This window comes from Williamsia sp. Y844 (genome assembly GCF_056786475.1).
The window spans coordinates 127584-153380 of record NZ_JBXCJB010000006.1 but is presented as its reverse complement, the minus strand read 5'-3'; the positions used below and the strand labels follow the sequence as shown (position 1 = coordinate 153380).

Here is a 25797-nt window from a genome sequence, read left to right as displayed (position 1 = left end):
AGCTGACCTGCATGGCGTACAAGCAGGCTGTGGTGTCAATTCTCACCACCGGAGGGACCATCGCGAGTCGCCGCTTCGCCGACGGAGCGCGTCCGGATGTCGGTGGTGCCGAACTCGTTGCGGCCGCAGCATCGGACGAGACCGAACTGCGGGTCCGCGAGGTGGTGCAGGTCGATTCGGGGGCACTGCTCCCCACCGATCAGGATGCGATCCGGCAGGCGGTGGCATCCGAACTCGCCGATCCTGACGTGTCCGGGGTTGTGGTCACACACGGCACCGACACCATGGAAGAGACCGCAATGCTTCTCGACCTGATGCACGCCGATCCCCGGCCGGTTGTCGTGACCGGCGCGCAACTACCCGCGGACTCCCCCGATGCCGACGGTCCGGCCAATATCGACGCGGCCATCGCAATGGTCCTCGACCCCGACATGCGCGGGCGTGGGGTCCTGATCGCCATGGGCGGAGAGGTGGTCGCCGCACGCGGTGCTTCCAAGTTCGACACCCGAACACCGATGCCGTTCCGGCAGGTTCATCCGGGACTACCCCGCCGACTGGTGCCGACCGCTCCGATCGCCGGTGTCCGGGTCGACACCATCGCCCTCTATCCGGGCATCGACCCCCAGATCCTCGACCGGGCCGCCGATGTCGGTGCCGCCGCAATTGTGCTGTCGGCCAGCGGTTCCGGGAACACTCATCCCGACGTTGTCGCGGCCGTCGATCGAGTGATCAATCGCGGGCTGCCAGTGGTCGTGTGTTCGCGGGTTCCCCTTGGTGAGGTGGTGCCGCTCTACGGCGGCGGCGGCGGCGCAATCGATTTGATCAAGCGCGGCGCCGTGATCTCGCCATGGCTTCGCGCGTCACAGGCACGAATCGCGGTGCAGGCGATACTCGCCGGGGGCGGCGGCCGAGAGGAAATCTCCGACTTCTTTGCCACCGTCTGAACCACAGCCGGTCAACCGGTCATCCTCAGAGCACGGCTTGGGTCTGCGTGACCTTCCCGACGAGTTTTCCGGCATCGTCAGAGATTTCCGTCTCGACCACAATGAATCTGCTGCCGGCGTGCAAAGGTGTCGCCGACGCGATGGCGTGGCCCGACCGCACGGCGCGCAGAAAGTTCGTCTTCGATTCAACCGTGGTCGTGCCCGCTTTCCCCGCGGGCAGATTCAGGTACGCGCATACCGCGGCCGTGGCATCGGCCAGCGACATCAGCGCCCCGCCGTGGAGCACTCCGCCCAGGGTGCACAAGCTCTCGTCCCAGGCCAGCCGGCTACGAACCAGGTTCGGTCCGTGCTCGAGCACCTCGATCCCCAGCTTCTCGGTGAACGGCATCGTCGTGTGAAACAGCTGGGTTCCCTCGGTATCGGTCATGGCCACCAGCGTGCACTTGGCAGGTGCGCGCAGTCCATTACCTGCCGGGTAATGCTGTGCGCTCTGGGCAAAGTCATCGACCCGAACCGGATGCACTCGGTCGGCGGTCAGTCCTCCTCGTGCACCGGACGCAGATACTCATCCGGCCAGTCGAGGCTCAGCAGCGAATCGGCACTGTGCAGTTCGGGATCGTCGAGGGCGAATGTGTGGGCGAACCCCGGACCGCTGGCCCGGGTTTCGAATCGGATCGTCACCCGGCCGTGGCCGCTGCCCTGTACCCAGCCGTAGCCGTGCTGCCGATGGTGGACGTCGTCGCCGGTGGTCCAGCGCAGCCGATCGACGTCCGGGGTTCGGCCGCCTGGAAAGGATTCCTCCGCCGAGGTCGCATCACCCTCGCCCGCCTCAGCCCCGGAGAACACGTCCAATTCCGGGAACATCGCAAACTGTTGTACCGCCGTCAAACCGGAGTATCCGACGCCGACCAGGCGGATCGGTCCGATCTCCTGCGGGTCGAGCACCAGACGCTGGGCTGCCGCGGCGAGGACCGGAAACTCTGTGGTGGCCGCGGTCAGCGTGCTCGACCGGGTGAGTACCGACATGTCGGACTTCTTGAGTTTGACGACCACCGTGCGTGATCCACGTCCATCGGCGAGCAGTCGGCGATGCGCCGATGCCGCGGACCGTTCCACCGCACCACGTAGTTTGACGAGATCCGTGATGTCCTCGGCAAATGTCGATTCGGCGCTGATCTGTTTGGCCGAAGCCCGCTCGGCCACGGGCCGGTCGTCGACACCTTGCGCGAGAAGGTGTAATCCGGGACCAACCGTGGCGCCCAGCACCGACGAGACCTCCATCGACGACATGGCCGCCAGATCGCCGATCGTGTCGATACCCAAGCGCTGCAACCGTTCTCCGGCGACCGGTCCGATCCCCCACAGTTTGCGCACCGACAATCGGGCCAGGAACTCCCGCTGCTCGGCGGGGCGGACGACCACCACGCCGTCGGGTTTGGCCATGCCGGAAGCGATCTTGGCGATCTGCTTGCCGGTTCCGAAACCGACGGAGGCGGCCAGGCCCACCTCGTCGCTGATCCGCTTCCGCAGCCGCTGTGCGAACTCTTCCGCGGCAGCGGCATCGGCACCGGCCAGTTCGGCGGGCTCCCCGAATGCCTCGTCGAACGAGAGTGTTTCGATCACCGGGATCATCTCGCGCATCAGGCCGAACACCCGCCTGCTCACCGCTCCGTACACGGACCCCCGCGGCGGCAACACCACCGCACCGGCGCCGACCAGCCTGCGCGCCTGATGCATCGGCATCGCCGAGCGCGCACCGAATACCCGAGCCTCATAGCTCGCGCCTGCGACCACTCCGCGCCCGCCCATACCGCCGACCATCACCGGCCGCCCGCGCAATGTCGGCCGGGTGAGCTGTTCGACCGAGGCGAAAAAGGCATCCATGTCGATGTGCATCACCCACCGGGAACTGCTGCCCCCGCCCTGTTGTTGCACATCGGTAATCGTATGCCCCGGCCTCGACACCGGAACGCCGCCCGGGCGTCAGGAAGTGGCCCGCAACTCAAAGACCGGAATGATCCGACCCGCCGCCAGCAGGTCCTCATCGGAGGAGTCCGCGCTGATCTTGACCGGCATCAACGAGGCGACTTCCCAACCCCAGCGCTTCAGGTACGGGCGCAGCAATGCCGGCTTGTCCGCGACGTCGACTTCCGACACCGAGTACGTGGTCGCGGTCCGGCCACCACGCAGCGTGCAGGTGCCCGCCGCTCGAACATTGCGCGCCCACTGGGTCTCACCCCGCGCTCCGAACAGATAGGTGCGCCCCTCGATCCGCAGCGGGTTGACCGGGATTCGTTGCAGATTGCCCGAGACCCGGCCGCGCACCTCGAGTGTGCGTGCACCGGCGAGCGTGATCCCACGGTCGGCCAGCCACGAGACGATGCCGTTGAAGAAGTGCACGCTCTTGCCGGGCCGGTTGTAATGCGTGATTGCGGTCATAACCTGTTCCTCCACTCGTTTTGGAGAGCACTGCTCTCGCTTGATGTCGAGTGTGCACCACCGCTGCAACAATTGCAAGAGCACCGCTCTCGCTTGTGGCAGGATGGAGACATGACCGACAAGGTGACACCGCGCGCGCAGGCCCGGATACAGACGAACCAGCGCATCCTCGAGGTGGGCCGCGAGCATCTCGCGAAGTATGGCGCGGCAGCGCTGTCACTGCGGGCGATCGCCCGGGAACTCGGTCTGGTGTCGTCGGCGGTGTACCGATACGTCGCGAGCCGCGACGATCTGCTGACGATGTTGGTGGTCGACGCGTACGCCGAACTCGCCGACCAGGTCGGTGCCGCGCACAACACCGCACCGGCCGACGACCCGAGAGAACAGATCCGGCGCAGCTGCATGGCGTTCCACGACTGGGCGGTCGCCGAACCCGCGCGGTACGCACTGCTCTACGGCAGCCCGGTCCCCGGATATCAGGCACCGGCCGAGAAGACCACCGAACCCGGGACACGTGTTGTCGCACTGTTGATGCGCACCATCGCCGACGCCGCCGCGTCAGGCCGGATCGCGCCGCAACCCTCGATCATCGAGTCGCGTGTCGACGCCGTCTTCGACGGCATCCGGAAAGAGTTCGGCCTCGATCTCGACGACCACCACCTCCACAGCGCAATTGCCTTGTGGGCAGGCACAGTCGGCCTGACAAGTCTGGAGGTGTTCGGTCAGTTCGGCGTCGAGTCACCCACCGATATGCAGCGGTTGTTCGCACTGCAGATCGATGGGCTCCTCGATCGGATCGGACTGATACCGACTTCAGTGACCTAGCCGGCCTTGGTGACCGTCGCCTGGACGCCGTCGCCGAGTTCGACCCACTCCCCCGATGCGGGTTCCTCGCGTCCGTCGACCAACGTCAGGTCCACGGCCAGGATTTCCCCTGCGATGAGATCGGCGTGCCGCCTGGCCCACTCGAGGTGCTCGGCAGGCACCGCCAGGACCACCTTGATCCGGTCGGAGACATCCAGGCCGGCGCTGCGGCGCGCTTCCTGCAGTTCCCGGATCCGGTCCTTGGCCCAGCCCTCGGCTTCGAGTTCTTCGGTGACCGTGGTGTCGAGTACCACCAGCCCGTTGCCCGACGGCAGCTCGGCAGTCGATTCCGGCTTGACCGCAACGAGTTTGCGGCTGAACTCACCTTCGAGCAGTTCGATTCCGTCGGCACTGACCACCTCGGCGCCGTCACGTTCGGTGATGCTGACGTTCCCGGACTTGACGGCCTTGATGACCCGCTGGACGTCCTTGCCCAGGCGCGGACCGGCCACCCTGGCATTCACGGACAACTCCACCTTGCCGTACTGATCCGCATCTTCGGTCAGGTTCACCGACTTCACGTTCATCTCGTCGGCGATGAGATCGGTGTACGGAGCCAGCCGCAGCGCATCGGGCGAGGCAATGGTCAACGCCGGCAACGGAAGTCGAACCCTCAACTTGTTGGCCTTGCGCAGGCTCGACGCCACCGAACAGACCGACTGCACGTCGTCCATCGCCGCGACGAGTTCCGGATCAGCGGGGAGTTCGACCTCGGCAGGCCAATCGGTCAGATGCACCGACCGCTCGCCGGTCAGCCCACGCCAGATCGCCTCGGTGGTCAGCGGCAGCAGCGGCGCAGCCAGGCGGCAGGCCACCTCCAGCGCCGTGTACAGCGTGTCGAACGCCTCCGGGGCCTCATCCTGACCGGCCCAGAATCGCGAACGCGACCGCCGCACATACCAATTGGTCAGCGCTTCACAGAAGTTCCGGAACTCGTCACACGCACCGGCGACGTCGTAGGTCTCCATCTGCTCGGTCATCGCATCACGGGTGGCCGCAGCCTTCGCCAGGATGTACCGATCGAGCACGTTGGTGGACGCGGTGCTCCACTGCGCGGGCCGCTCGGCGTACAGCTGCAAGAAGCTGTAGGCATTCCACAACGGCAGCAATGCCTGTCGGACACCTTCCCGGATCCCACGCTCGGTGACGACCAGGTTGCCGCCCCGCAGGATCGGAGAAGCCATCAGGAACCACCGCATGGCGTCGCTGCCATCCCGGTCGAACACCTCGTTCACATCGGGGTAGTTCCGTTTGGACTTCGACATCTTCTGACCGTCGTCGCCGAGCACGATGCCGTGTGCGGCCACGGTCCGGAATGCCGGACGATCGAACAGTGCGGTCGAGAGCACGTGCAGGTTGTAGAACCAGCCGCGTGTCTGCCCGTTGTATTCGACGATGAAATCGCCTGGGCTGTGGCCTGGTTCGGTGTCGGTACCCTCGAACCAGTCGGTGTTCTCGAACGGGTAGTGCACCTGCGCGAACGGCATCGATCCGGATTCGAACCAGCAGTCCAGGACCTCGGGCACGCGACGCATCGTCGAGCGCCCGGTCGGGTCGTCGGGGTTGGGGCGGGTGAGGTCGTCGATGTACGGCCGGTGCAGGTTGTCCGGGCGGACACCGAAGTCGCGTTCGAGTTCGTCGAGGCTGCCGTAGACATCGGTGCGCGGGTATTCGGGATCATCCGAGATCCACACCGGGATCGGCGCACCCCAGTAGCGGTTGCGGCTGATGTTCCAGTCCCGCGCCCCTTCGAGCCATTTGCCGAACTGGCCGTCACGGATGTGTTCCGGGGACCATTCGATCTGCTTGTTCAGCTCCACCATGCGGTCACGGAAGGTGGTCACAGCGACGAACCACGACGGAACGGCCATGTAGATCAACGGCTTTCCGGACCGCCACGAGTGCGGGTAGGAGTGCTCGATCGTCTCATGGCGCAGGATCTTGCCTGCCGACTTGAGGTCTTTGATGATCACCGGGTTGGCATCGAAGACCATCTGGCCCTCGTAGGGCGGGACCATCGAGGTGAAACGGCCACCCGGATCCAGCGGCTGCACGACCTCGATCCCGTTGGCCGTGGCAAGATCCATGTCCTCTTCACCGAAAGCCGGTGCCAGATGGACGATTCCGGTTCCGCTCTCGGTGGTGACGTAGTTGCCCAACAGGATCCGATGTGCGCCTTCGTGTCCGACGAAGAAGTCGAAGGGCGGCTGGTACCTGATGTTTTCCAGCTGCGAACCGGTGTAGGTGCCGAGTACCTCTGGGTCCGAACCCAATTCGCGCGCATAGCTGCCCAGCAGCGCGGTGGCGAGCAGGTACTCCTGCCCGTCCTCCCCACGAACGTGGCTGTACTCGGTGTCGGGATGAACGGCCATCGCCAGGTTCGAGGGCAGCGTCCAGGGCGTGGTGGTCCAGATCAGGGCATTCACACCGTCGAGCTCGGAAGGCCCGAAGTCCTTGGTGGTCAGCGTCATCCGCACGGTGAGTGCGGGATCCTGACGCATCCGATAGGCGTCGTCGAGCTTGCTCTCCTGATTGGACAGCGGCGTCTGCTCGTACCAGGAATACGGCAGCACGCGGTAGCCCTGGTAAACCAGGCCCTTGTCGTGCAGTGTCTTGAATGCCCACATGACCGACTCCATGAAGTCGATGTCGAGGGTCTTGTAGTCGTTGTCGAAGTCGACCCAACGTGCCTGGCGGGTGACGTACTCGCGCCATTCATCGGTGTAACGCAGCACCGACGAGTGGCAGTAGTCGTTGAACTTCGCCACGCCCATGGTCTCGATCTGGGACTTGTCGGTGATCCCGAGTTGCCGCTCTGCTTCGAGTTCGGCAGGCAGACCGTGCGTATCCCAACCGAACCGGCGGTCGACCTTCTTGCCGCGCATGGTCTGGAAGCGCGGCACGAGGTCTTTGACGTAACCGGTCAGCAGATGGCCGTAGTGAGGCAGACCGTTGGCGAAGGGCGGTCCATCGTAGAAGACGAACTCCGGCGCGTCCGCCCGGTTGTCGATCGAAGCCCGGAAGGTGTCATCAGACTTCCAATAGTCGAGCACCCGCTCCTCGACCTCGGGAAATGAAGGCGCCCCGCTGCGGATGCCGCCTGCGAGATCAACCAACGGGTACACCCGCTCGGTCGCCTTCTCCCCAGCCGATTCCTGCCCCGAAGAACTCTGCGCTGCCGATTCGTGTGAACTCACTACCGTCTCCTCGTGCTCTGGCGTGTTAGCCGGCACGGGGACGAACCGATGGTTTCATCGGCCGCGGTACCACCCCGCTTGCGCCTGGAATCGGCGCCACTCCATCGATTGACCGGCATACTCCTGCCGGCAATCGCCGAGGCTTTGACGGACCTCATCCGCCCGGTTCTACTGGGGACCTCACGGCCCCGTTCTTCCGGGTGCTCCCCGGTGATGGCCGGATCAACGCGTGTTCGAGTCTAACGTGGTTTGTCCAGAAAGATTTCTTCGGTCGGCGGATCGTCATTCCGACCATGTTTCGATATCCGCGGGATCTCACCGGTGTCGGCTTCAGATCCCACGTCATCGTCGCCTGCATTGCGGGTGTGGCCCTCGGACGAGTCGCCGGCTGCGGGATCTTCCTCATGTTCCGCCACGGCGGACCAATCCCCAGCCTGCTCCTGATCCGAGGCCCCGACCTCGTCATCACTCAAATCACTGTCCGCGGTGTCGCCACTGGAAGCGTCACTGTCGTGGGGATCGTCCGCGCCGGGTTGGGCTGCGGCAGAGGAACTCCGCCCCAGTCCGAGTAGGTCGGCGATGAGAAATCCGACGCCTATCACGCAGACGACCACACAGGCTATCGCCAACCAGAGAACACCACTGAGCAAAGCCGCCACCAGTAGGACGAATCCCACCAGCGTGGCCGACAGCGCCAAAACCAACACTTGAAGCGTCCTGGTTACCCGGTCGCGTCAGTTGCTCGGCTTGGAGAATCCGCCCGTGTTGGTAAAGCCACCATTGCCCGGATCGGACGAGAAGGCATCACCACCGCGTGCGTTGTCCACCGGTGCCGCGCTGCCCCGTTGCTGCAGCTCTTCGAGCTGCGACTCCAGGTAGGTCTTGAGCCGTGTCCGGTACTCGCGCTCAAAGGTCTTGAGCTGCTCGATCCGGCCTTCCAGCACCGAACGCTGCTGGTTGATGGTGCCCATGATCTCGGTGTGCTTGCGCTCGGCATCCGCCTGTAGGGCAGCTGCCTTCTCCTGAGCCTGACGCGTCTGCGTCTCGGCGCGGGTCTGCGAATCGGCGAGGATGGCCTCGGACCGCTGACGCGCGTCGCTCAGCATCGCCTCGGACTTCGAGCGGGCGTCGCCGACCAGCGCGTCTGCGCGGGCGCGGGCATCGGCCACCATTGACTCGGACTCACTACGAGCATTGTTGGTGAGTCGATCGGCGGTCTCCTGAGCCAGACCCAACACTCGGGCGGCCCGGACGCTCTGGTCGTCGTTCTGCGGTGCCGCGGGCGGCGCGGACTCGGGGGCCGGAGCCGCCGGTTGTGCTGCCGCAAACGCCTGCGTTGCAGGTTCTGGAGTCGGTGCCGGCGCGTTCTTCGCCGCAGTGACCTCGCCCTCGAGCTCTTCAACCCGTTGTTTCAGGTCAGTGTTCTCTTCGATCAAACGCGCCAGTTCGGCTTCTACGAAGTCGAGGAACTGATCTACCTCGTCCTCGTTGTAGCCGCGTTTGCCGATCGGCGGTTTGCTGAACGCGACGTTGTGCACATCAGCTGGTGTCAGCCGCATTGGTCGGTCCCCTTATACCTTGTGTCGAACTTCGGTCTTCTACTTTTCGGGCAGATGCTGGCTCAGCGTGTCCGCCGAACCGTGAGCGTCCTTCATATTATTCACGATATGCACACAGGCTGTAACTGGCGTCCATCCTGTCACACTAGAACCGTTCGTTGCACCCTATGGATGCGATGTCGAAATCAAACAGCGGTCAAAACGCACCATTTACAACGGCGCGCCGTGAATCCGTGACCCGTTTGTTATCAACCTACTCGATACTAGTGCGTCCCACGCCACTCAAGTTGATCCGGAACATCATCGCCCTGTTCACGCGGAGTGTCTCCGACGCCACGCACCGCGGATCTCCCACGAAATCAGTGGGCGGATACGAGGATTCGGGCAATAGAATCTGGGCGGGCCGAACTATCCGGCAACCACGGTCATCGCTATCAACACCAGGATCATCGTGATCATCAGGGACAGATCCAAGCGGACCGGACCGAGCGGGATCGGCGGGAGGATGCGCCGCAGCGTCTTGATCGGCGGATCGGTGGATGTGAAGACACCCTCGATGACCACAACCGAGGCGCCGGTCGGGCGCCATTCCCTGGCAAATGTACGAACCAATTCGATCACCAACCGGCCCAGGAGCAGCAACCAGTAGATGAAAAGGACGTAGTAAATAATCTCTCGCGCGATCGTCACGCCACAACTCTGCCCGATTTCGCTGCGGTTTGGGAAAACCGCAGCACCAGCGGCCTGTTGCCGAGGTCCTACTGGTGGTTGTAGAAGCCGGTCTCGGCGATCTTGCGGCGATCCTCGGCCGAGACGTCGATGTCGGCGGGGGCCAGCAGGAAGACCTTGGTCGCGACCTTGTCGAACGATCCGTGCAGAGCGAACGCAAGACCGGCCGCAAAATCGACCAGGCGCTTGGCGTCGGCGTTGCTCATGTCGACGAGATCCATGATGACCGGGCTGCCGTCGCGGAAACGCTCACCGATGGTGCGCGCCTCGGCGTAACTGCTCGGCCGCAACGTGGTGATCTTGCCGAGCGGGTTGCCTTCTTCGAAGACGCGGTCCAACTCTGCGCGGGAATCGAGTGCAAGTGCGCCACGAGTGCTCGTGCCGCCACCGACAGTGGTGGTACGCGCGGCTGCGGGCCGGGTGCTGCCGAGCGGCTCGAGGCGTGCCGAAGGCCGGGCAGGCGCCGGTGCGGCGGCGTACCGATCGGCCGATTCGAACTGGGGGCGACGAGCACCGGCGTAGGCGTACTCCGGAGCGCGCTCGTACTCGGCGCCTGCGAACTCGGCCTCGCGGTAGTCACGGTCATCGACCTCGTCCCGATACGGACGGGCGACAGCGGCTTCGTCACCGTAGAACGGCTCGCGGTAGTCGCCATCGCGGTAGTCACGCTCATACCGGCGAGCCCGGGCGGGAGCCGGATCCTCCAAGTAGTCGTCTTCGTAGTCTCCGGGCGGGACCATGCCGAAGTACGCCTTGAACTTGTGGATGGTGCTCATCGCATTTCCTCTTTCAGTCGCAGCTTGTACTCGACAATCTTTGTTAGCCGTGTTGCTCGTGTTACTCATGTGACTAACTGTTAGGGCGAGATTACTGGCCGGGAGCCCATGATTGCGGTACCGACACGCACGCATGTCGATCCGTACTTGACAGCGAGCTCGAGATCGTCTGACATACCCGCCGACAATTCGGTCGCCGCCGGGTATTGCGTGACAAATCCCTGGTGGATGCGGGCCGCCTGCTCCAGCCACTGCTCCGCCGAACCACCGAGTGGAGCGATCACCATCAGCCCGCACAATTCGAGATTCGCCGATTCGGCGATGGCGTCGGCCAGGCCCGGCAGTTCGTCTGCCGATACCCCGCCGCGCCCCTTGGCCTCGTCGTCATCGAGGCCGATCTGGATGAGAACCTCCAGCGCTCCGGCCCGCGCGCCGTCCTCGCGGGCAGTTCCGACGGCGCGGTCGAGTGCCTGGGCGAGTTTGAGACTGTCGACCGAATGCACCCGGTCGGCCCAGCGGGCCACCGACTTCGCCTTGTTGCGCTGCAACTGCCCGATCATGTGGAACCGCAGATCGGCGCGACCGGTCGAGGCCCGAACCTCCGCGGCCTTCTCACCGGCCTCCGGTTCACGCGATTCACCGAACTCGGTGGCGCCTGCGGCAACCAGCAAAAGCACGTCCTGCGCCGGGAAGAACTTGGTGACGGGCAGCAACTGAACCTCGGCCGGGGAGCGACCTGCCGCGAGGCAAGCCGCGTCGACACGACTGCGCACACGTTCAAAATTCGCGGCGAGTTCTTCTCCGCGCTCGGATGACCGGTCAGAGCCCTCAGGCACCGCTGTCCATCCAGATGACAGAGGCGATCCGTCCTGTCGGCGCACCACGCCGGTGACTGAACAGGGACTGGTCCTCGATCGTGCACCGAGGATCCTGCGCCACCCCATTGACCCCGGCCTCCAATAGCTGCCGGCGGATGCCTGCCCGAAGATCCAGCCCGGGGGTGCCCTTGAGTGTCTTGGTGGCGCTGCCGGGCAGGTGCGCCTCGACATCGGCCTGCATGTGCGCGGGCACCTCGTACTGCCGACCACTGGCCGCCGGTCCCATGAACGCGCCGATCCGGCTCACCACCGCGCCTGCGGCTTCCATCTCGGCGAGCACGCGCGGCACGATCCCGATCCGCGCGCCGACCCGTCCGGCATGGACGGCCGCGATCACACCCGCCGTCTCATCACTGAGCAGCAACGGAACGCAATCGGCCGAGAGCACCGCCAACGCGAGATCCTTGGTCGTGGTGACCAACGCGTCGGTGGCAGGCACCGGCTCGGACACCGGACCGTCGACGGTCACCACGTTGCGGCTGTGGATCTGTTCCATCCAGACCACCCGCGAGGGACCGACACCGATCTCTTCACCGAGCCGGATCCGGTTGCGTGACACAGCCTCCGGATCGTCACCGACATGATCACCGAGATTGAACGAAGCATAGGGTCCGGTCGAAAAGCCACCGGCCCGCGAGGTGGTCACCCGCCGGACACGAAAACCCACTGCCACGCTCAGCGCTTCATGAACGGGGGAACGTCCACCTCGTCGTCGGCCTCGTCCATACCGTGGGCCGGACGTGAGGTCTGGCGTCCCTGGCGATCATCGGCAAAGGGGTCTCCGGCAGGAGCCTGCGCGAACAGCGAGTCGCGGCGTTCGGAGTCGCTGCCCTTCGACACGACACCGGAGCGTCCGGATCCAACCGAGGCGCTGCGAGCGGCGACCGTGGCCGCGGACTCGACCGGCTTGCGAGCCGGTGATCCGCTATCGAAGCCGGCTGCGATGACCGTGACGCGGACCTCGTCGCCGAGGTTGTCGTCGATCACGGTGCCGAAGATGATGTTGGCGTCGATGTGGGCAGCTTCCTGCACCAGCGTGGCCGCCTCGTTGATCTCGAACAGACCGAGGTCGCTGCCGCCTGCGATGGAGATGAGCACGCCGTGCGCGCCCTCCATCGAAGCCTCGAGCAGCGGCGAGTTGATCGCCGACTCTGCGGCCTTGGTTGCGCGATTCTCGCCGCGCGAGGAACCGATACCCATCAGGGCGCTACCGGCATTGCTCATCACACCCTTGACGTCGGCGAAGTCGACGTTGATCAGCCCGGGTGTGGTGATCAGGTCGGTGATGCCCTGAACACCGTTCAGGAGCACCTCATCGGCACTGCGGAACGCATCCATCAGGCTGACGGCGGCATCGCCCATCTGCAGCAGACGGTCGTTGGGGATCACGATGAGGGTGTCGCACGATTCGCGCAGAGCGGTGATGCCGACCTCGGCCTGTCCCCCGCGACGCTTGCCCTCGAACGAGAACGGCCGGGTGACCACGCCCACGGTCAGCGCACCGAGCTTGCGCGCGATGCTCGCGACGACGGGTGCGCCACCGGTGCCGGTGCCACCGCCCTCGCCCGCGGTGACGAAGACCATGTCGGCGCCCTTGATGAGCTCCTCGATCTCGTCTTTCGCGTCTTCGGCGGCGCGGCGACCGACCTCGGGGTCGGCGCCGGCGCCGAGTCCGCGGGTGGAGTCGCGACCGACGTCGAGCTTGACGTCGGCGTCACTCATCAGCAGGGCCTGGGCATCGGTGTTGATCGCGATGAACTCAACACCTTTGAGTCCCTGTTCGATCATGCGGTTGACGGCATTTACTCCGCCGCCGCCAATACCGACGACCTTGATCACGGCAAGGTAGTTGTGCGGGGGCGTCATGGCGCTCGCCTTCCTTTTGGTCTGTTCGAACCAGTTTGGTTCTACGGCACGGCCGCTTCGCGAAAACCCTCAACCTAAACCACAGGCTTAGAGTTATGTCAAGTAGTCGTGTGCTGATGGAAACGCTAGGCACCTTCGGACACCGGAGCCAGCAACCGGCGCGGCGTGTCGGGAAAGAACTCTGCGAATTGCACCAAATCGGCTATTTGAACGTCGGATTCGACGGGCTGGACACATTATATTCGGTCCCCGGTTGCGTCAGCACATGGCGCAGGGTCTCCGCTTTCTCCGCGTTTCGACTGTCGTCTCCCCACACCACGGTGCGGTTGTCCTTGAGTACCAACACGATATTGACCGGAGAACTGACTTCGATCGCGGCGATCTGTCCGGACACATAAGGGGGAACCTCGGCCATCACGGTCAACGCGGCCCGCGTCGAGGCGTCGCCCGAACCCGGGTTCCGGGTACGTAGCTGGGCCAGCCCGGGCGGCGGATCCTGTTGCGCGAACTCGAATCCCAGCTTGTCCATCAAGTACTTCTGTCCGTCACGTTCGGTGAACACCACGGGGACGCGCTCGACCACCGAGATGCTGATGGTCGAGGGGTACTCACGCTTGACCCGGACCGAGGCGATCCGCGGGATCATCGACACCCGCTGGGCCGCGGCCGCAGCATCGACCTGCAGGAGCGGCTCACCCGCGGGAACTGCTGCCGCGGAGGTGATCTCCTCCGCCTGCACCACGGAATTGCCCGTCACGTCGACGCTTCGCACCGACATCAGCGGCGTGAAGTACGCAACCAGGAACAGTGCGATGACCGCCACGATGGCACCGATGGTGCCGACCAGCACACGCATGCCGCTGATCGCGGGCCGGGCGCGACTGCGACCACTGTTCTTGCGACCACTGTTGTTGCGACGCAGCCAACTGAACCTGCTGCGGCCGAACTGTCGGCCGCGGTCCCTCGCCGACCTTCCCCTGCCGTCCGAATCGTCCGATCTGTCGGAGTCCTCGACGCCCTTACCGGCTTCGATATCGCCGACTTTGATGTCGTCGTCTTCCAGGTCATCACCGAACTCGTCGGGATCGAATTCTTCTGCGCCGAACTCGTCCCCGAAATCATGTGGGCCAGGGTCTTCCGCGTCCGTGTCCGCTGCTTCGATCTTCCCTGGGTCGGGGTCGTCTGGACCGAGCTCATCCGAACCGACGACCTCTGCGTCGCCGGTACGCCGCGACTTCCCATCGCGGCCGGGCCGACGACGGTCGCTCATTGTTCGCCCCGCGGAATCCGGTCGTCCTGATTCACCCGACCGGCATCGCGCAACGCTATGACTATCTCCCCTGCCTGCATGGTCACGTCGCCGGCACCGATGGTGAGGATCACGTCCTGCGGCTGGGCCAGCTCGACCACCTGACGCGGTAGCGCCGAGACATCCGGCTGGAACGCAACGGGTTTGCCGATCCGTTCGGCGATCGTCACGCCGCTGATCCCCGGGATCGGTTGCTCGCGGGCTCCGTAGACATCGAGCACGATGACCTGATCGGCGAGGTCGAGTGCGGCGGCGAACTCGGTCGCGAATGTTTGTGTGCGTGAATACAGATGGGGCTGGAAGATGGCCACCACACGGCCACCGTCGACGTCCACCATGTCGCGCGCCGCGGTCAGCACCGCCCGAACCTCGGTGGGGTGATGTGCGTAGTCGTCGAACACGCGGATTCCACCGACCGCACCGCGCAGCTGGAATCGGCGGTGTACACCGGTGAAACCTTCAACGCCTCTGATCACATCGGAGATCTGCGCCCCGGCAGACTCTCCGGCGAGTACCGCAGCCATCGCGTTGAGCGCCATGTGTTTACCGGGGACCGGCAGATTCATCTCGCGTTCGGCGACCACACCGTCACGGTCGGTGAATCGCACCTGCGCGACACCCCCACCGGCGCGGCTCTGCCAGGCCAACAGCTCGGCATCCAACGGAACATTCGGCGCCAGATCGCGATGCACACCTTCGCCGTAGCCGCGGACCGATATCCCCCGCTCGGCCAACCGGTCGACCACTCGGCCCGCGAACGCCGCCGAACCCGGATCGTCCAGGCAGACCACGAGGGTCCCGCCGTCGACGATGCGGTCGGCGAAGTCGTCGAACACCCTCACATAGGCCTCTACGGTCCCGAAGAAATCGAGATGATCGGACTCGACATTGGTCACCACAGCCACATTCGGCGTGTATTCCAGGAGCGATCCATCGCTCTCGTCGGCCTCGGCCACGAACAGCTCGCCCGAGCCGTGGTGTGCGTTGGTTCCGGATTCGTTCAGCTGCCCACCGATGGCAAACGACGGATTGAGACCACAGTGCTGCAGGGCGACCACCGTCATCGACGTGGTGGACGTCTTGCCGTGGGTGCCCGCGATCAGCAGATTGCGATGCCCCTCCATCAACGTCGCCAGCACTCCGGGCCGCAGCAGGATGGGGATTCCCCGTTCGCGTGCGGCCACCAGTTCGGGGTTGTCCTTGGGGATGGCGGCCAGGGTGGTCACCACCACCGTCGGGCCGCCGTCGAGCATGTCGAGTGCGGCACTGTCATGCCCGATGTGGATCTGGGCACCACGAGTGCGCAGATCGACCACACCCCGCGATTCCTTTGCGTCGCTTCCCGAGACCTGACCCCCACGCGCCAACAGGATGCGTGCCAGCCCGGACATACCCGCGCCACCGATCCCGACCATGTGCACGCGCGAAAGTTGTGCAGGCAACGGTTGTTTCATGTCTCCGGCGATCGGCTCGTTCATCGGCTCGCCGCCGCACGCCGGGCTTGCGCGAGTTCGATGCCGGCCGCGGCGACAGCCTGCGCGGCACCCCTGGCACCCGATCCGGCGGCCGCAGCGGCCATGGCCGCCAGCCGCTCGGGATCGGTCAGCAACGGCGGAATGGTCTGTGCCACATAGTCCGGCGTCAGATCGGCATCGTCGACCATCAGTCCACCGCCGGCCTCGACCAGTGGAGCGGCGTTCAGTCGTTGCTCACCGTTGCCATGCGGAAGTGGGACGTACACCGCAGGCAGGCCGGTTGCCGAGACCTCGGCAACGGTCATCGCGCCAGAGCGGCAGATGGCCAGATCCGCTGCCGCGTACGCGAGGTCCATCCGCGAGATGTAAGGCAGGCCGACGTACGCCGGTCTCGCGTCGAACGGCTCGAGGGTGTTCTTCTTCCCATAGGCGTGCAGAACACCGATACCGTTGTCCGCCAATACCTGCGCCGCACCGCGGACCGCGGAGTTCAGACTCTGCGCACCTTGCGATCCACCGAACACCAGCAGTGTCGGCGCATCGGGATCGAGCCCGAAAAAGGCTCGGGCCTGCGCTCGCAACGCACCCCGATCGAGATCGGAAATTGCTGCGCGCACGGGGATTCCGACAACTTCGGCCGCCAGGCCCGATCCGGGAACCGCGGCCAGCACGCGCTGGGCCAGCCGCGCACCCACCTTGTTCGCCACACCGGCGCGCGCGTTGGCCTCATGGATGACCACTGGGATCCGCGCGCCCGAACGGCTCCGCAGACGGGCCGCCAGGTACGCAGGCAACGCGACGTATCCACCGAAGCCAATGACCACATCGGCGTCCACCTCGTCGAGGATCCGACGCGTGGCCGCGACCGACTTGGGCAGCCGCAGTGGAAGTTTGGCCAGATCCGCGTTGGGTTTGCGGGGCAACGGTACGGGCGGGATCAGCTCGAGCCGATAGCCGCGTTCGGGCACCAAAGTCGTCTCGAGCCCACGCGCTGTACCCAGCGCGGTGACCTTGATCGTCGGATCGATCTCGATCAACGCATCCGCGACGGCCATCGCCGGTTCGATATGACCGGCTGTACCGCCACCTGCCACCACAACCGACAGTGGCCGGGTCGATTCACTCATGGTTTCGTGCCCCATCCGCCTGCGCCCCGTCCAGATTTCCATCCGGCGGTTCGCTCACCGCCTCGGTCGCGGATCGCGGTATCGGCGGTCCTCGCCGTAGGCCGGACGGGCAGAGGTATTGCTGCCGCGACGGATATCTCGCGGCTGACGATCATGGGCATAACTGTCATTGTTACGCAGTGACTGCGACCGGCGCTGCGGCGGGTTCGCAGTGCCGTCGTAACCCCAATCCTGGGGTCGCTGCACCCGCACGCGCCTGGTGTCCTCACGCGCCGGATGGCTGCGTGGAGGCTGCCGCTTCTGGGCCGGTCGCCGCGCCGGTTCGGTGGCCGCGGCGCGGCGTGCGCGTCCCACCGGACTCGGTGCGCGCTGCACCCGTCGCCGGTCCAGGCGGTCGCGCAGAACCTCGGCACGGGTCTGAGCGTACGGAACCGGGTTGGGCAGCCGGAGCATTCGGCCGAACCTGCCGTCACCGCCCGATGCCAGCGCCGCAACCGCTTCGGGTTCGTGCCGAGCCGCGTTGGCCAGCAAACCGAACATGATCAGTGTGGTCAGCGTCGAGGTGCCACCGGCCGACAGCAACGGCAGCTGGATGCCCGTCACCGGGAGCAGTCCGACGACGTAGCTGATGTTGATCAGTGCCTGCGCGGTCACCAGGATCGTGATGGTCGCGGTGAGCAGTCGCAGGAACGGGTCCACCGAGCGCACCGCGATCCGCAGGCCGACAAAGGCGAACAGACCGAACAGCAGCAGCACGATGACGCCACCGACGAGTCCGAGTTCTTCGCCGATGATCGCAAAGATGAAGTCGTTGTGGGCGTTGGGCAGGTAGTTCCACTTCGCCCGGCTCTGCCCGAGTCCTTCACCGAACGGTCCACCGTTGGCGAGGGCATAGCGTGCCTGCCGGGCCTGGTAACCGGCACCCTGCGGATCGTTGTCCTGACCCAGGAAGCTGAGCACCCGCGCGCTGCGGTAGCCGGCCGACATGGCGAACACGGCGGCCAGCGCCACACCGGTGAGCGCGAAGAAGCCGAAGACCTTCATCGGCAGACCCGCAAACCACAGCAGTGCGCCGATGATGATCGCGATGGTGATGGTGGTACTGAGGTTCGGCTCCAGGATGATCAGGCCACAGATCAGGACCGCGACCGGGATCAGCGGGATCAGCAGCTCACGCAGTTGCGCGTCATCCCGGCGACGGGAGGCGAGCAGATGGGCACCCCAGACACAGAGTGCAACCTTGGCCAGTTCTGAGGGCTGCACCGAGAGTCCACCGATGACAAACCAACGTCGGGCACCCTGACTCAGCGTTCCGATGCCCGGCACGAGGACCAGCATCAGCATGATCGTGGTGATGATGATCGCCGGGGCGGCCAGCCGTCGCATGATCCGCACCGGCATCCGGACGGCGAAGTAGAACAGCACCACACCCATCGCGGCGAACACCAACTGCGTGGTGAACATGCCGTACGACGAACCGGTTTTGGAATAGCCCTCCACCGACGATGCCGACAGCACCATCACCAACCCGAAGGCGGTCAGCAGGACGGTGAGGGTCACCACGAGATGAAACGACGCAAGTGGCCGGCTCAGGACACCGGCGACCCTGGTCAGAATCGAACCGATCCCCTCGCCAAGGGAGATGACGCGGCGCTCTGGCCCGGACTTGCGCTCTGGCCCGGACTTGGATGTGCTGCGAGTACCGGCCCCGGTCGAACCGGCGGCCTCGGCCTTGTCATCGGAGCCGCCGCCGATGTCGACGCCTTCCAGATCCCCGTCGTCCTCGAGGTCTACGCCGCCCAGGCTTGTTTCCGGATCGGAGTCGATATTCGAATCAGAATTGTCAGAGTCCGCGTTGATCCGGTTCTTTCGCATCAGGATTCCCCCAGCACCTGCGCGCCCGGGAGGGCGCGGGCACTCGCGGCGAAGCTGTCGCCGCGGGCTCCGTAACCGGAGAACATGTCCAGCGATGCCGCCGCCGGGGCCAACACCACTGCATCAGGGGTGTCCGGGTCGGCTGCGCAGAGGTCCCAGGCGGCCCGCACCGCGCTGTCCATGACCGCAGTAGCGGAAGCGATGTTCACCGCCCCATCTTCCCCTGTTACTCGTGTGACTGTTGGGACCAGAGGGGCGTGTCGTGCCATTGCATCTCTGATGATGTCGCGATCGGCTCCGATGATCACCACCCCGGCGAGCCGATCGCGGACGGCGACGATGAGTTCGTCGACCGAAGCGCCCTTCAGCAATCCCCCGGCAATCCAGATCACCCGGCGATGTCCCAGGATCGAGGCCTGCGCGGCGTGGGGGTTCGTCGCCTTCGAGTCATCGATGAAGGTGGTGGTCCCAACAATGGCGACCGGCGCACTGCGGTGTCCGGCGACGGTGAACGCTTCGAGCCCTTCGGCCACGGCCTGCGGGCTCACCCCGACGGACCGGCACAGCGCCGCCGCCGCCAGCGCATCGAGTACGCCGGACGGACCCTGCGGCCGCACCTTGTCGGCGTCGATCAAGGCAACGACATCGGACAACGGGACCGGACGGGAATCGCCACCGGCGTCCCAGTCGACCCGGTCGACCAGTCGGCCGTCGACAACACCGAGTTCATCCGGTTCCGGGACCCCGAGCCGGAATCCGAGCGTGCGCCCTTCCGGATCCGAACCGGTGAGGTTGCCTGCCACCGGGTCGTCGCGGCCGACCACCGCAACCGGCCCCGACAGGGCGATCGCCTTGGCCTGGATGTAGGCATCCATCGAGCCGTGCCAGTCGAGGTGGTCTTCGGCGATGTTGAGCACCACACCCGCGGTCGGACGTACGGACGGTGCCCAGAAGAGTTGAAAGGACGACAGTTCCACCGCGAGCACGTCGACGCGGGGCTCCGCGACCAACGCGTCGAGCACCGGCAGGCCGATGTTGCCGCAGGCCATGACCGAGGCTCCGGCAGCGGACATGATCGACTCGATCATCCCGGTTGTGGTGGTCTTGCCGTTGGTACCGGTGACCACCAGCCACTGACGTGGCGGCCCGGTGACGCCGGATCGGTCCACCTGCCAGGCCAATTCGACCTCGCCCCAGACCGGTAGCCCCGCGGCCGCAACCACCAGCGGGTTGTCGGGCCGAAAGCCCGGCGATGCGACGACGAGGTCGAAGTCGGTGGTCCAGTCCGAGGTAGCGGTCAGAGTGTCCGGGGACACCGCCGCAGCACCGGCGGCCACCAGCGGCTCGAGCGCGGCAGGTCGGTTGTCGCAGACGGTGACCGCCACACCCTGGTTCAGCAGGAACCGTGCTGCGGAGGCTCCGGCAACACCGGCGCCTGCGACCAGAACCCGCTCACCCCACGGTGATTCCTGCACCGTCATCGGCTATCCCCCACTTGCACCGAGGAATTCGCTGTAGAACAGCGACAGCCCCAGAGCGCAGGCGATGGCGGTCAGCAGCCAGAACCTGATGATCACCGTGGTTTCCGCCCACCCGGACAGTTCGAAGTGATGATGGAACGGCGCCATCCGGAACACCCGCCTGCCGGTGGTCCGGAAGACTGCGATCTGGATGACAACCGAGATGATCTCGGCGACGAACAACGCGCCGACGACGACGGCCAACAACTCGGTACTCGTCGTGATCGAGAGACCGGCAAGCAGACCACCCAGTGCCAGAGAACCGGTGTCGCCCATGAATATCTTGGCCGGCGCGGCATTCCACCACAGGAATCCCAGACAGGCTCCACCGCCGGCCACCGCGATCAACGCCAGATCGAGTGGATCGCGGACGGTATAGCAACCGGGCTCGGCAGCTTTGGGCCCACCGACACAGGCGTTGCGGTACTGCCAGAACGTGATCAGGACGTAGGACCCGAGCACCATCGCCATCGAACCCGCGGCGAGGCCGTCGAGTCCGTCGGTGAAGTTGACCGCGTTGGACCATGCCGACACGACCAGCCACACGAAGATGATGAAGACCACCGAACCCATGGCGATGGCGTCGATCTCACGGACATAGGACAGCTTCGGGCTTGCCGGCTGGTAACCGGCCTCGTTGCGGAACTGCAGCGCCAGCACACCGAACAGCAATGCGGCGATGAGCTGACCCACCGACTTCGCGGTCTTGTTCAGTCCGAGGTTGCGCTGCTTGCGGATCTTGATGAAGTCGTCGAGGAAGCCGACAAGCGCCAACGTGGTCGCCAGCGACAGCACCAGGATGCCCGAGGCCGTCGGACCGCTGCCGTCTGTGATGTACCCGAACAGATGCGATCCCCAGTAGCCCGCCCACAGTGCGGCGACGATCGCCACGCCGCCCATCGACGGGGTCCCGCGCTTGGTCTGGTGGCTCGCGGGCCCCTCGACCCTGATCTCCTGACCGAAGCCTTGACGCGAAAAGACCTTGATCAGCACCGGGGTCAGCAAGATCGCCACCGCCAGCGAGATCACGCCCGCAATCAGGATCTGCCTCACCTGAACATCCCTATCTGTCGAGTATCAAAGCTGTGGTCGAAGACGTTCACGCAGGATCGCCGCCCGGAGTCCGGCGGTCGCCGCGGCCGTTCAAGAATTCGGTCAGACCGAGCTCGCGCCCACCCATCACCAGCACCACATCGTGCTCGCCGAGTTGCGCGTCCAGTATCTCCGCAGCCTCCTGTGGTGTGGACACCAGGACCGCCTCCGAACCCCACGACCCCTCCATGACCGCACCTTGGTGGAGTCCGTGTACGGCTCGAGAGGTACCCACGCAGATGACCTGACCGATGTCCAGGCGCACAGCCAGCCGTCCGAGTTCGTCGTGGGAGACCACCCAGCGCGTCATCTGAAGCCGATCATCGGCATCGAGATCCGGCGGGAGGTCCATCTCACCGAGCACCGCCCAACTGCGCCGCTCCGGCGCGGCGTGCACCGCATCGGCCAGGTCCCGCAGGGCGGCGCGTACCGCCCTGGTGTCGACCCGGTCCACCTGCTCGGCCTGGCCACTATCGGTATTGCTCACTGTGATGACTCCGTGTCAGTTGAATTCTGTTGCGTTCCAAGATCATCGATCGCCCGGGCCAGGACGACCCGATCGTCGAAGGGATGCTTCACGCCGTGGATCTCTTGACCGGCCTCGTGGCCTTTGCCCGCCACCAGCACCACGTCACCGGGCCGCGCCCAGCGGACGGCGGCTTCGATCGCCTCGGCCCGGTCGCCGATCTCCTGGACCGGTTCAGCGTCCGAGGGGCGCTCGGCAAGCGGTACGGCCGCGGCTCCGGCGACCACCTGCGCCCGGATCTCGGCTGGTACTTCGGATCGCGGATTGTCATCGGTCACGACCACGAACTCGGCGCCGCGTGCGGCCGCCTCACCCATGATCGGACGCTTACCGGTGTCGCGGTCGCCACCGGCTCCCACGACAACGGCGATGCGGCCTTTGCTCTGTCCTCGCAGCGTGCCGATGACGGCCTCGAGCGCGGCGGGTTTGTGGGCGTAGTCGACCACGGCGAGGAACGGCTGCCCGCGGACCACGCGCTCGACTCGTCCGGGTACCGCAACGTCACCGATCGATGCGATCGCCGTCGCCGTCGGCACACCGGCACCGGCCGCGAGCGCAACTGCGGTCAGCGCATTGGCGACGTTGTATCGGCCCGGCATCGGGACAGCCATCACGTACGACCGGCCGTCCGGCCCGGTCACCGTGACGTGCTGTGCACCGTCTGCGGACAGCTCGGATGGTCCGGCATGCCAGTCGACGCCCTCCCCTGAACCCGACGTCGACACACAGACCGCGCCGGGGCCGGCGATCTGCAACATCTCACGGCCCCAGTCATCATCGATGCAGATCACCGACGCCTCGGCGTGAACCGGCGAATCCGGCTGGAACAGAAGCGCTTTGGTGTTGAAGTAGTCGCGCATCGTCGGATGGAAGTCGAGATGATCCTGCGAGAGATTGGTGAAAGCCCCCAGCGCGAACCGGCTGCCGTCGACACGACCCAGATACAAGGCGTGACTCGAGACCTCCATCACCACCGAATCCACACCCTGCTCGAGCATTGCGGCCAACAACCCCTGCAACTGTGGGGCCTCCGGCGTGGTCAGCGCACTGGGCTGCCGAATCCCGGCGATCCGGGTCTCGACGGTGCCGATCAGTCCCACCGAGTGCCCGTCCGCCATCAGCGCCGCCTCGGTGAGGTAGCTCGTGGTGGTCTTGCCCGAGGTTCCGGTGATACCGATCAGTGTCAGACGCCGGGAGGGGTGGCCGTATATCTGGGAGCTGAGGTCACCGAGGACCTGCCGCGGCTGCGGATGAACCAGCACGGCACAGTCATGGGCGCCATCGAGACCGGCGACGATGTCGCGTCCGGCGGGATCGGTCAGTACCGCCGTCGCACCGGCAGCCAGTGCATCCGCGGCGAATTGCGCACCGTGGAAATGGCTGCCCGGTAGCGCCGCGAACAGGTCTCCGGGCCGAACATCCTGCGCCCGAAGGGTCACACCGCTCACCGCGGTCTGTCCTGTCGCCGTGCCGATCAGATGTATCTGTGTGTTGCCGGTCGCCGCGAGAGCCTCGACCGAGGTCGGGGTGACCAGGGCAGGGCGCAACACCGAACTATCGGGAGCAGACATTTCCTCAACATACCGCCGCGGGGTCACCCGGCTTGCAAGACCAGTGGAGGCGTCGGGCCCGATGACAGTGGTATCCGTTCGCGCTGCAGCATCCAGGACGCGATGGTCTGGAAAAGCGGCGCAGAGCTCTGTCCACCGGTGCCGTCACTGCTTCGTTTCGGGTTGTCCAGCATGATGCCGATCACGTATCGCGGGTTGTCAGCGGGCGCGATTCCGGCAAATGTGATGTTGTACGCCTCGTTGGAATAGCAACCACACTTCGGATCCACCTGCTGCGCGGTACCGGTCTTACCGCTGATCTGATATCCGGGGACGTCGGCCTTCACGCCGGTGCCGTTCTGCACACCCATCGGATCGCTCTGGACCACCGAACGGAACATGTCACGAACCGACTTGGCGGTCGCGGGGCTCACCACCCGAACCCCTGCAGGCTGCTCGGTGACACCGGGCTGACCCTCGCCGTTGATCGCCTGGATGATCCGCGGCGGGATCCGCACGCCGTCGTTGGCAACGGCCTGGTACATGGCCGTCATCTGCAGCAGCGTCATCGTCAGACCCTGGCCGATCGGAAGGTTGGCAAAGGTGCCACCCGACCACTGCGTGCGGGCCGGGACCACGCCGCCACTCTCGCCCGGCAGACCCACATCAGTGCTCTGGCCGAGGCCGAAACGCTTGAGCATGTCGGCAAATCGGTCCTCGCCCACCTTCTCGGCGAGCATCAGGGTTCCGACGTTGGAGGACTTACCGAAGATGCCCGTTGTCGTGTACGGCGCAACATCATGCGCCCAGGCATCTTTCACGGTGGCATCGGACATGGTGATCGTTCCCGGCACCTGGTGCACCTCGTCCGGCGTGGTGACACCGTATTCGATGGCGGCCGCCGCGGTGATGAGCTTGTTGACCGAACCGGGCTCGAACGGCGATGTGACCGGTAGGTCACCGAGCTGCACATCCCCCTGTTCATCAAGGGGTTTGGCGGGATTGAACGTTCCGTCGTTGGCCATCGCCAGCACTTCACCGGTCTTGGCATCCATGACCACGGCCGACGCGTTCACCGCGCCCGAGCGTTCTTTGGCCAGCTGCACCTGGTTCTGGACGTACCACTGGATGTCGGAGTCGATGGTCAGTTCCACAGTGGCACCGTTGACGGCCGGATGCAGGTTGCGAGGGCTGCCCGGGATGACCGCGCCGTCGGAGCCACGGTCGTAGGTGCGCGACCCGTCAGCGCCTGAAAGTACTGAATCCATCGAGGATTCCAGGCCGATCAACCCGTTTCCGTCGAAGTCGACGTCGCCGACGATGTTCGCGGCCAACTCGCCACCGGGGTACAGCCGAACGTCCTGTCGCTCCGAACCGACCTCGGGGAATTCGTCGATGATCTTGTTTGCCGACTCCGGGCTGACCGCCCGAGCCAGGTACACGAAAGTCTCGTTGCTACGCAGCAGTTCACGAAGCGAGGACTCGTCGAACTCGTTGCCGAGTTCCTCTCGGATTCCCCTCGCGATCTCGCCGATCCGGGTGTCGAGGTCCGGTAGCTTCGAATCCTTCTGATGCGCTTCTTCGATCTCTTTGCGCACCTTGGCCGGCTGGAAGGTCAGTGCGCGAGCGTCATCGGTGTAGGCGATGGCCTTGCCGTTGCGGTCTTCGATGGCACCACGTTTCGCGGGCAGCACCTCGGTCACCGCACGCTGACTCGCCGCCTCGGCGGACAATGACGGACCGTCGACAACCTGCAGCATCGTCATCTTCACCGTGACCACCAGGACCACAACAAGGATCAAAGCCGTTGCCACCCGGTGGCGCCGCAAGAATTGGCGACTGGCCCGGATCATGTCGTCACTCCCGTGGTGCGAACCACCGGCCGGGAAACTGTTGCGACCGGCGGCCGTCCGGGGCGCGTTGTCCGGATGGTCGCTGTCGCGATATCCGGCAGGACCCGTTCCCTGACGTCCCCGCGGACGCTGGGATGGGCCGACCCGATCCCTGCCCGCCGATCGCTGCCGGGTACGACGGTCGCCCGCACTCCTCGGCCGCATCATCGGCGGTACCG

22 protein-coding genes are annotated in these 25797 nt (G+C 65.3%); 2 read left to right on the top strand and 20 right to left on the bottom strand.

Features of this window, described 5'->3' with window-relative positions:
* Window positions 1-11: 11 nt before the first annotated feature.
* Window positions 12-944, top strand: a complete 933-nt coding sequence (locus AC1TQG_RS27410; RefSeq protein WP_482142079.1) for an asparaginase — start codon at window positions 12-14, stop codon at window positions 942-944.
* 25 nt (window positions 945-969) lie between these two features.
* On the opposite strand, the gene AC1TQG_RS27405 is transcribed toward AC1TQG_RS27410, so the two are convergent.
* The 3 genes from AC1TQG_RS27405 to AC1TQG_RS27395 all read right to left on the bottom strand — a co-directional run bounded on the left by AC1TQG_RS27405 (window position 970) and on the right by AC1TQG_RS27395 (window position 3383).
* Complete coding sequence (locus AC1TQG_RS27405) at window positions 970-1371, bottom strand: PaaI family thioesterase (protein WP_482142078.1); 402 nt, start codon at window positions 1369-1371, stop codon at window positions 970-972.
* Between the two features lie 107 nt (window positions 1372-1478).
* Window positions 1479-2840 (bottom strand): DNA polymerase IV, encoded by a 1362-nt coding sequence (locus AC1TQG_RS27400; RefSeq protein WP_482142154.1) that lies wholly within the window; start codon window positions 2838-2840, stop codon window positions 1479-1481.
* 87 nt (window positions 2841-2927) lie between these two features.
* Entirely contained in the window at window positions 2928-3383 is a 456-nt protein-coding gene (locus AC1TQG_RS27395) for a PNPOx family protein (RefSeq protein WP_482142077.1), read from the bottom strand.
* Between the two features lie 111 nt (window positions 3384-3494).
* Here AC1TQG_RS27395 and AC1TQG_RS27390 point away from each other — a divergent pair, with 111 nt between their 5' ends.
* A complete protein-coding gene (locus tag AC1TQG_RS27390; protein WP_482142076.1) occupies window positions 3495-4208 on the top strand; it encodes a TetR/AcrR family transcriptional regulator in 714 nt (237 codons plus the stop codon).
* Here the strand turns inward: AC1TQG_RS27390 and ileS are convergent.
* The 17 genes from ileS to AC1TQG_RS27305 all read right to left on the bottom strand — a co-directional run bounded on the left by ileS (window position 4205) and on the right by AC1TQG_RS27305 (window position 25786).
* Entirely contained in the window at window positions 4205-7372 is a 3168-nt protein-coding gene (gene ileS, locus AC1TQG_RS27385; RefSeq protein WP_482142153.1) for an isoleucine--tRNA ligase, read from the bottom strand. The two genes, AC1TQG_RS27390 and ileS, sit on opposite strands and share 4 nt — an antisense overlap.
* A 311-nt stretch (window positions 7373-7683) precedes the next feature.
* Window positions 7684-8151 carry a hypothetical protein gene (locus AC1TQG_RS27380; protein ID WP_482142075.1) on the bottom strand — a complete coding sequence of 156 codons (468 nt, stop codon included), beginning with the start codon at window positions 8149-8151 and terminating at the stop codon, window positions 7684-7686.
* Between the two features lie 27 nt (window positions 8152-8178).
* Window positions 8179-9003: a DivIVA-like cell division protein Wag31 gene (gene wag31, locus AC1TQG_RS27375; protein WP_482142074.1), complete on the bottom strand. Its 825-nt coding sequence runs from the start codon at window positions 9001-9003 to the stop codon at window positions 8179-8181.
* A gap of 408 nt (window positions 9004-9411) precedes the next feature.
* A complete protein-coding gene (locus tag AC1TQG_RS27370; RefSeq protein ID WP_482142073.1) occupies window positions 9412-9693 on the bottom strand; it encodes a YggT family protein in 282 nt (93 codons plus the stop codon).
* Window positions 9694-9761: 68 nt separating this feature from the next.
* Window positions 9762-10508, bottom strand: coding sequence for a cell division protein SepF (locus AC1TQG_RS27365; protein WP_482142072.1), 747 nt, complete (start codon window positions 10506-10508; stop codon window positions 9762-9764).
* A gap of 80 nt (window positions 10509-10588) precedes the next feature.
* Window positions 10589-11344 carry a YggS family pyridoxal phosphate-dependent enzyme gene (locus AC1TQG_RS27360; protein ID WP_482142071.1) on the bottom strand — a complete coding sequence of 252 codons (756 nt, stop codon included), beginning with the start codon at window positions 11342-11344 and terminating at the stop codon, window positions 10589-10591.
* Window positions 11337-12053, bottom strand: coding sequence for a peptidoglycan editing factor PgeF (pgeF, locus tag AC1TQG_RS27355; protein ID WP_482142152.1), 717 nt, complete (start codon window positions 12051-12053; stop codon window positions 11337-11339). Before pgeF ends, AC1TQG_RS27360 begins: the two co-directional genes overlap by 8 nt.
* 8 nt (window positions 12054-12061) lie before the next feature.
* Window positions 12062-13252 (bottom strand): cell division protein FtsZ, encoded by a 1191-nt coding sequence (gene ftsZ / locus AC1TQG_RS27350; RefSeq protein WP_482142070.1) that lies wholly within the window; start codon window positions 13250-13252, stop codon window positions 12062-12064.
* Between the two features lie 202 nt (window positions 13253-13454).
* Window positions 13455-14522, bottom strand: a complete 1068-nt coding sequence (locus AC1TQG_RS27345) for a cell division protein FtsQ/DivIB (protein WP_482142069.1) — start codon at window positions 14520-14522, stop codon at window positions 13455-13457.
* Window positions 14519-16039 carry a UDP-N-acetylmuramate--L-alanine ligase gene (murC, locus tag AC1TQG_RS27340; RefSeq protein WP_482142068.1) on the bottom strand — a complete coding sequence of 507 codons (1521 nt, stop codon included), beginning with the start codon at window positions 16037-16039 and terminating at the stop codon, window positions 14519-14521. Before murC ends, AC1TQG_RS27345 begins: the two co-directional genes overlap by 4 nt.
* Entirely contained in the window at window positions 16036-17163 is a 1128-nt protein-coding gene (murG, locus tag AC1TQG_RS27335; RefSeq protein ID WP_482142067.1) for an undecaprenyldiphospho-muramoylpentapeptide beta-N-acetylglucosaminyltransferase, read from the bottom strand. The genes murC and murG overlap by 4 nt, the downstream gene beginning before the upstream one ends.
* 54 nt (window positions 17164-17217) lie before the next feature.
* Window positions 17218-19038: a putative lipid II flippase FtsW gene (gene ftsW / locus AC1TQG_RS27330; RefSeq protein WP_482142066.1), complete on the bottom strand. Its 1821-nt coding sequence runs from the start codon at window positions 19036-19038 to the stop codon at window positions 17218-17220.
* The gene (gene murD, locus AC1TQG_RS27325) at window positions 19038-20519 is read right to left on the bottom strand and encodes a UDP-N-acetylmuramoyl-L-alanine--D-glutamate ligase (RefSeq protein WP_482142065.1); all 1482 of its coding nucleotides are present in this window, start codon (window positions 20517-20519) and stop codon (window positions 19038-19040) included. The genes ftsW and murD overlap by 1 nt, the downstream gene beginning before the upstream one ends.
* A gap of 3 nt (window positions 20520-20522) precedes the next feature.
* Entirely contained in the window at window positions 20523-21611 is a 1089-nt protein-coding gene (gene mraY / locus AC1TQG_RS27320; protein ID WP_482142064.1) for a phospho-N-acetylmuramoyl-pentapeptide-transferase, read from the bottom strand.
* 46 nt (window positions 21612-21657) lie between these two features.
* A complete protein-coding gene (locus tag AC1TQG_RS27315) occupies window positions 21658-22137 on the bottom strand; it encodes a UDP-N-acetylmuramoyl-tripeptide--D-alanyl-D-alanine ligase (protein WP_482142063.1) in 480 nt (159 codons plus the stop codon).
* Window positions 22134-23747, bottom strand: a complete 1614-nt coding sequence (locus AC1TQG_RS27310; RefSeq protein WP_482142062.1) for a UDP-N-acetylmuramoyl-L-alanyl-D-glutamate--2,6-diaminopimelate ligase — start codon at window positions 23745-23747, stop codon at window positions 22134-22136. Before AC1TQG_RS27310 ends, AC1TQG_RS27315 begins: the two co-directional genes overlap by 4 nt.
* Before the next feature lie 23 nt (window positions 23748-23770).
* A complete protein-coding gene (locus tag AC1TQG_RS27305; protein WP_482142061.1) occupies window positions 23771-25786 on the bottom strand; it encodes a peptidoglycan D,D-transpeptidase FtsI family protein in 2016 nt (671 codons plus the stop codon).
* Window positions 25787-25797 lie beyond the last annotated feature (11 nt).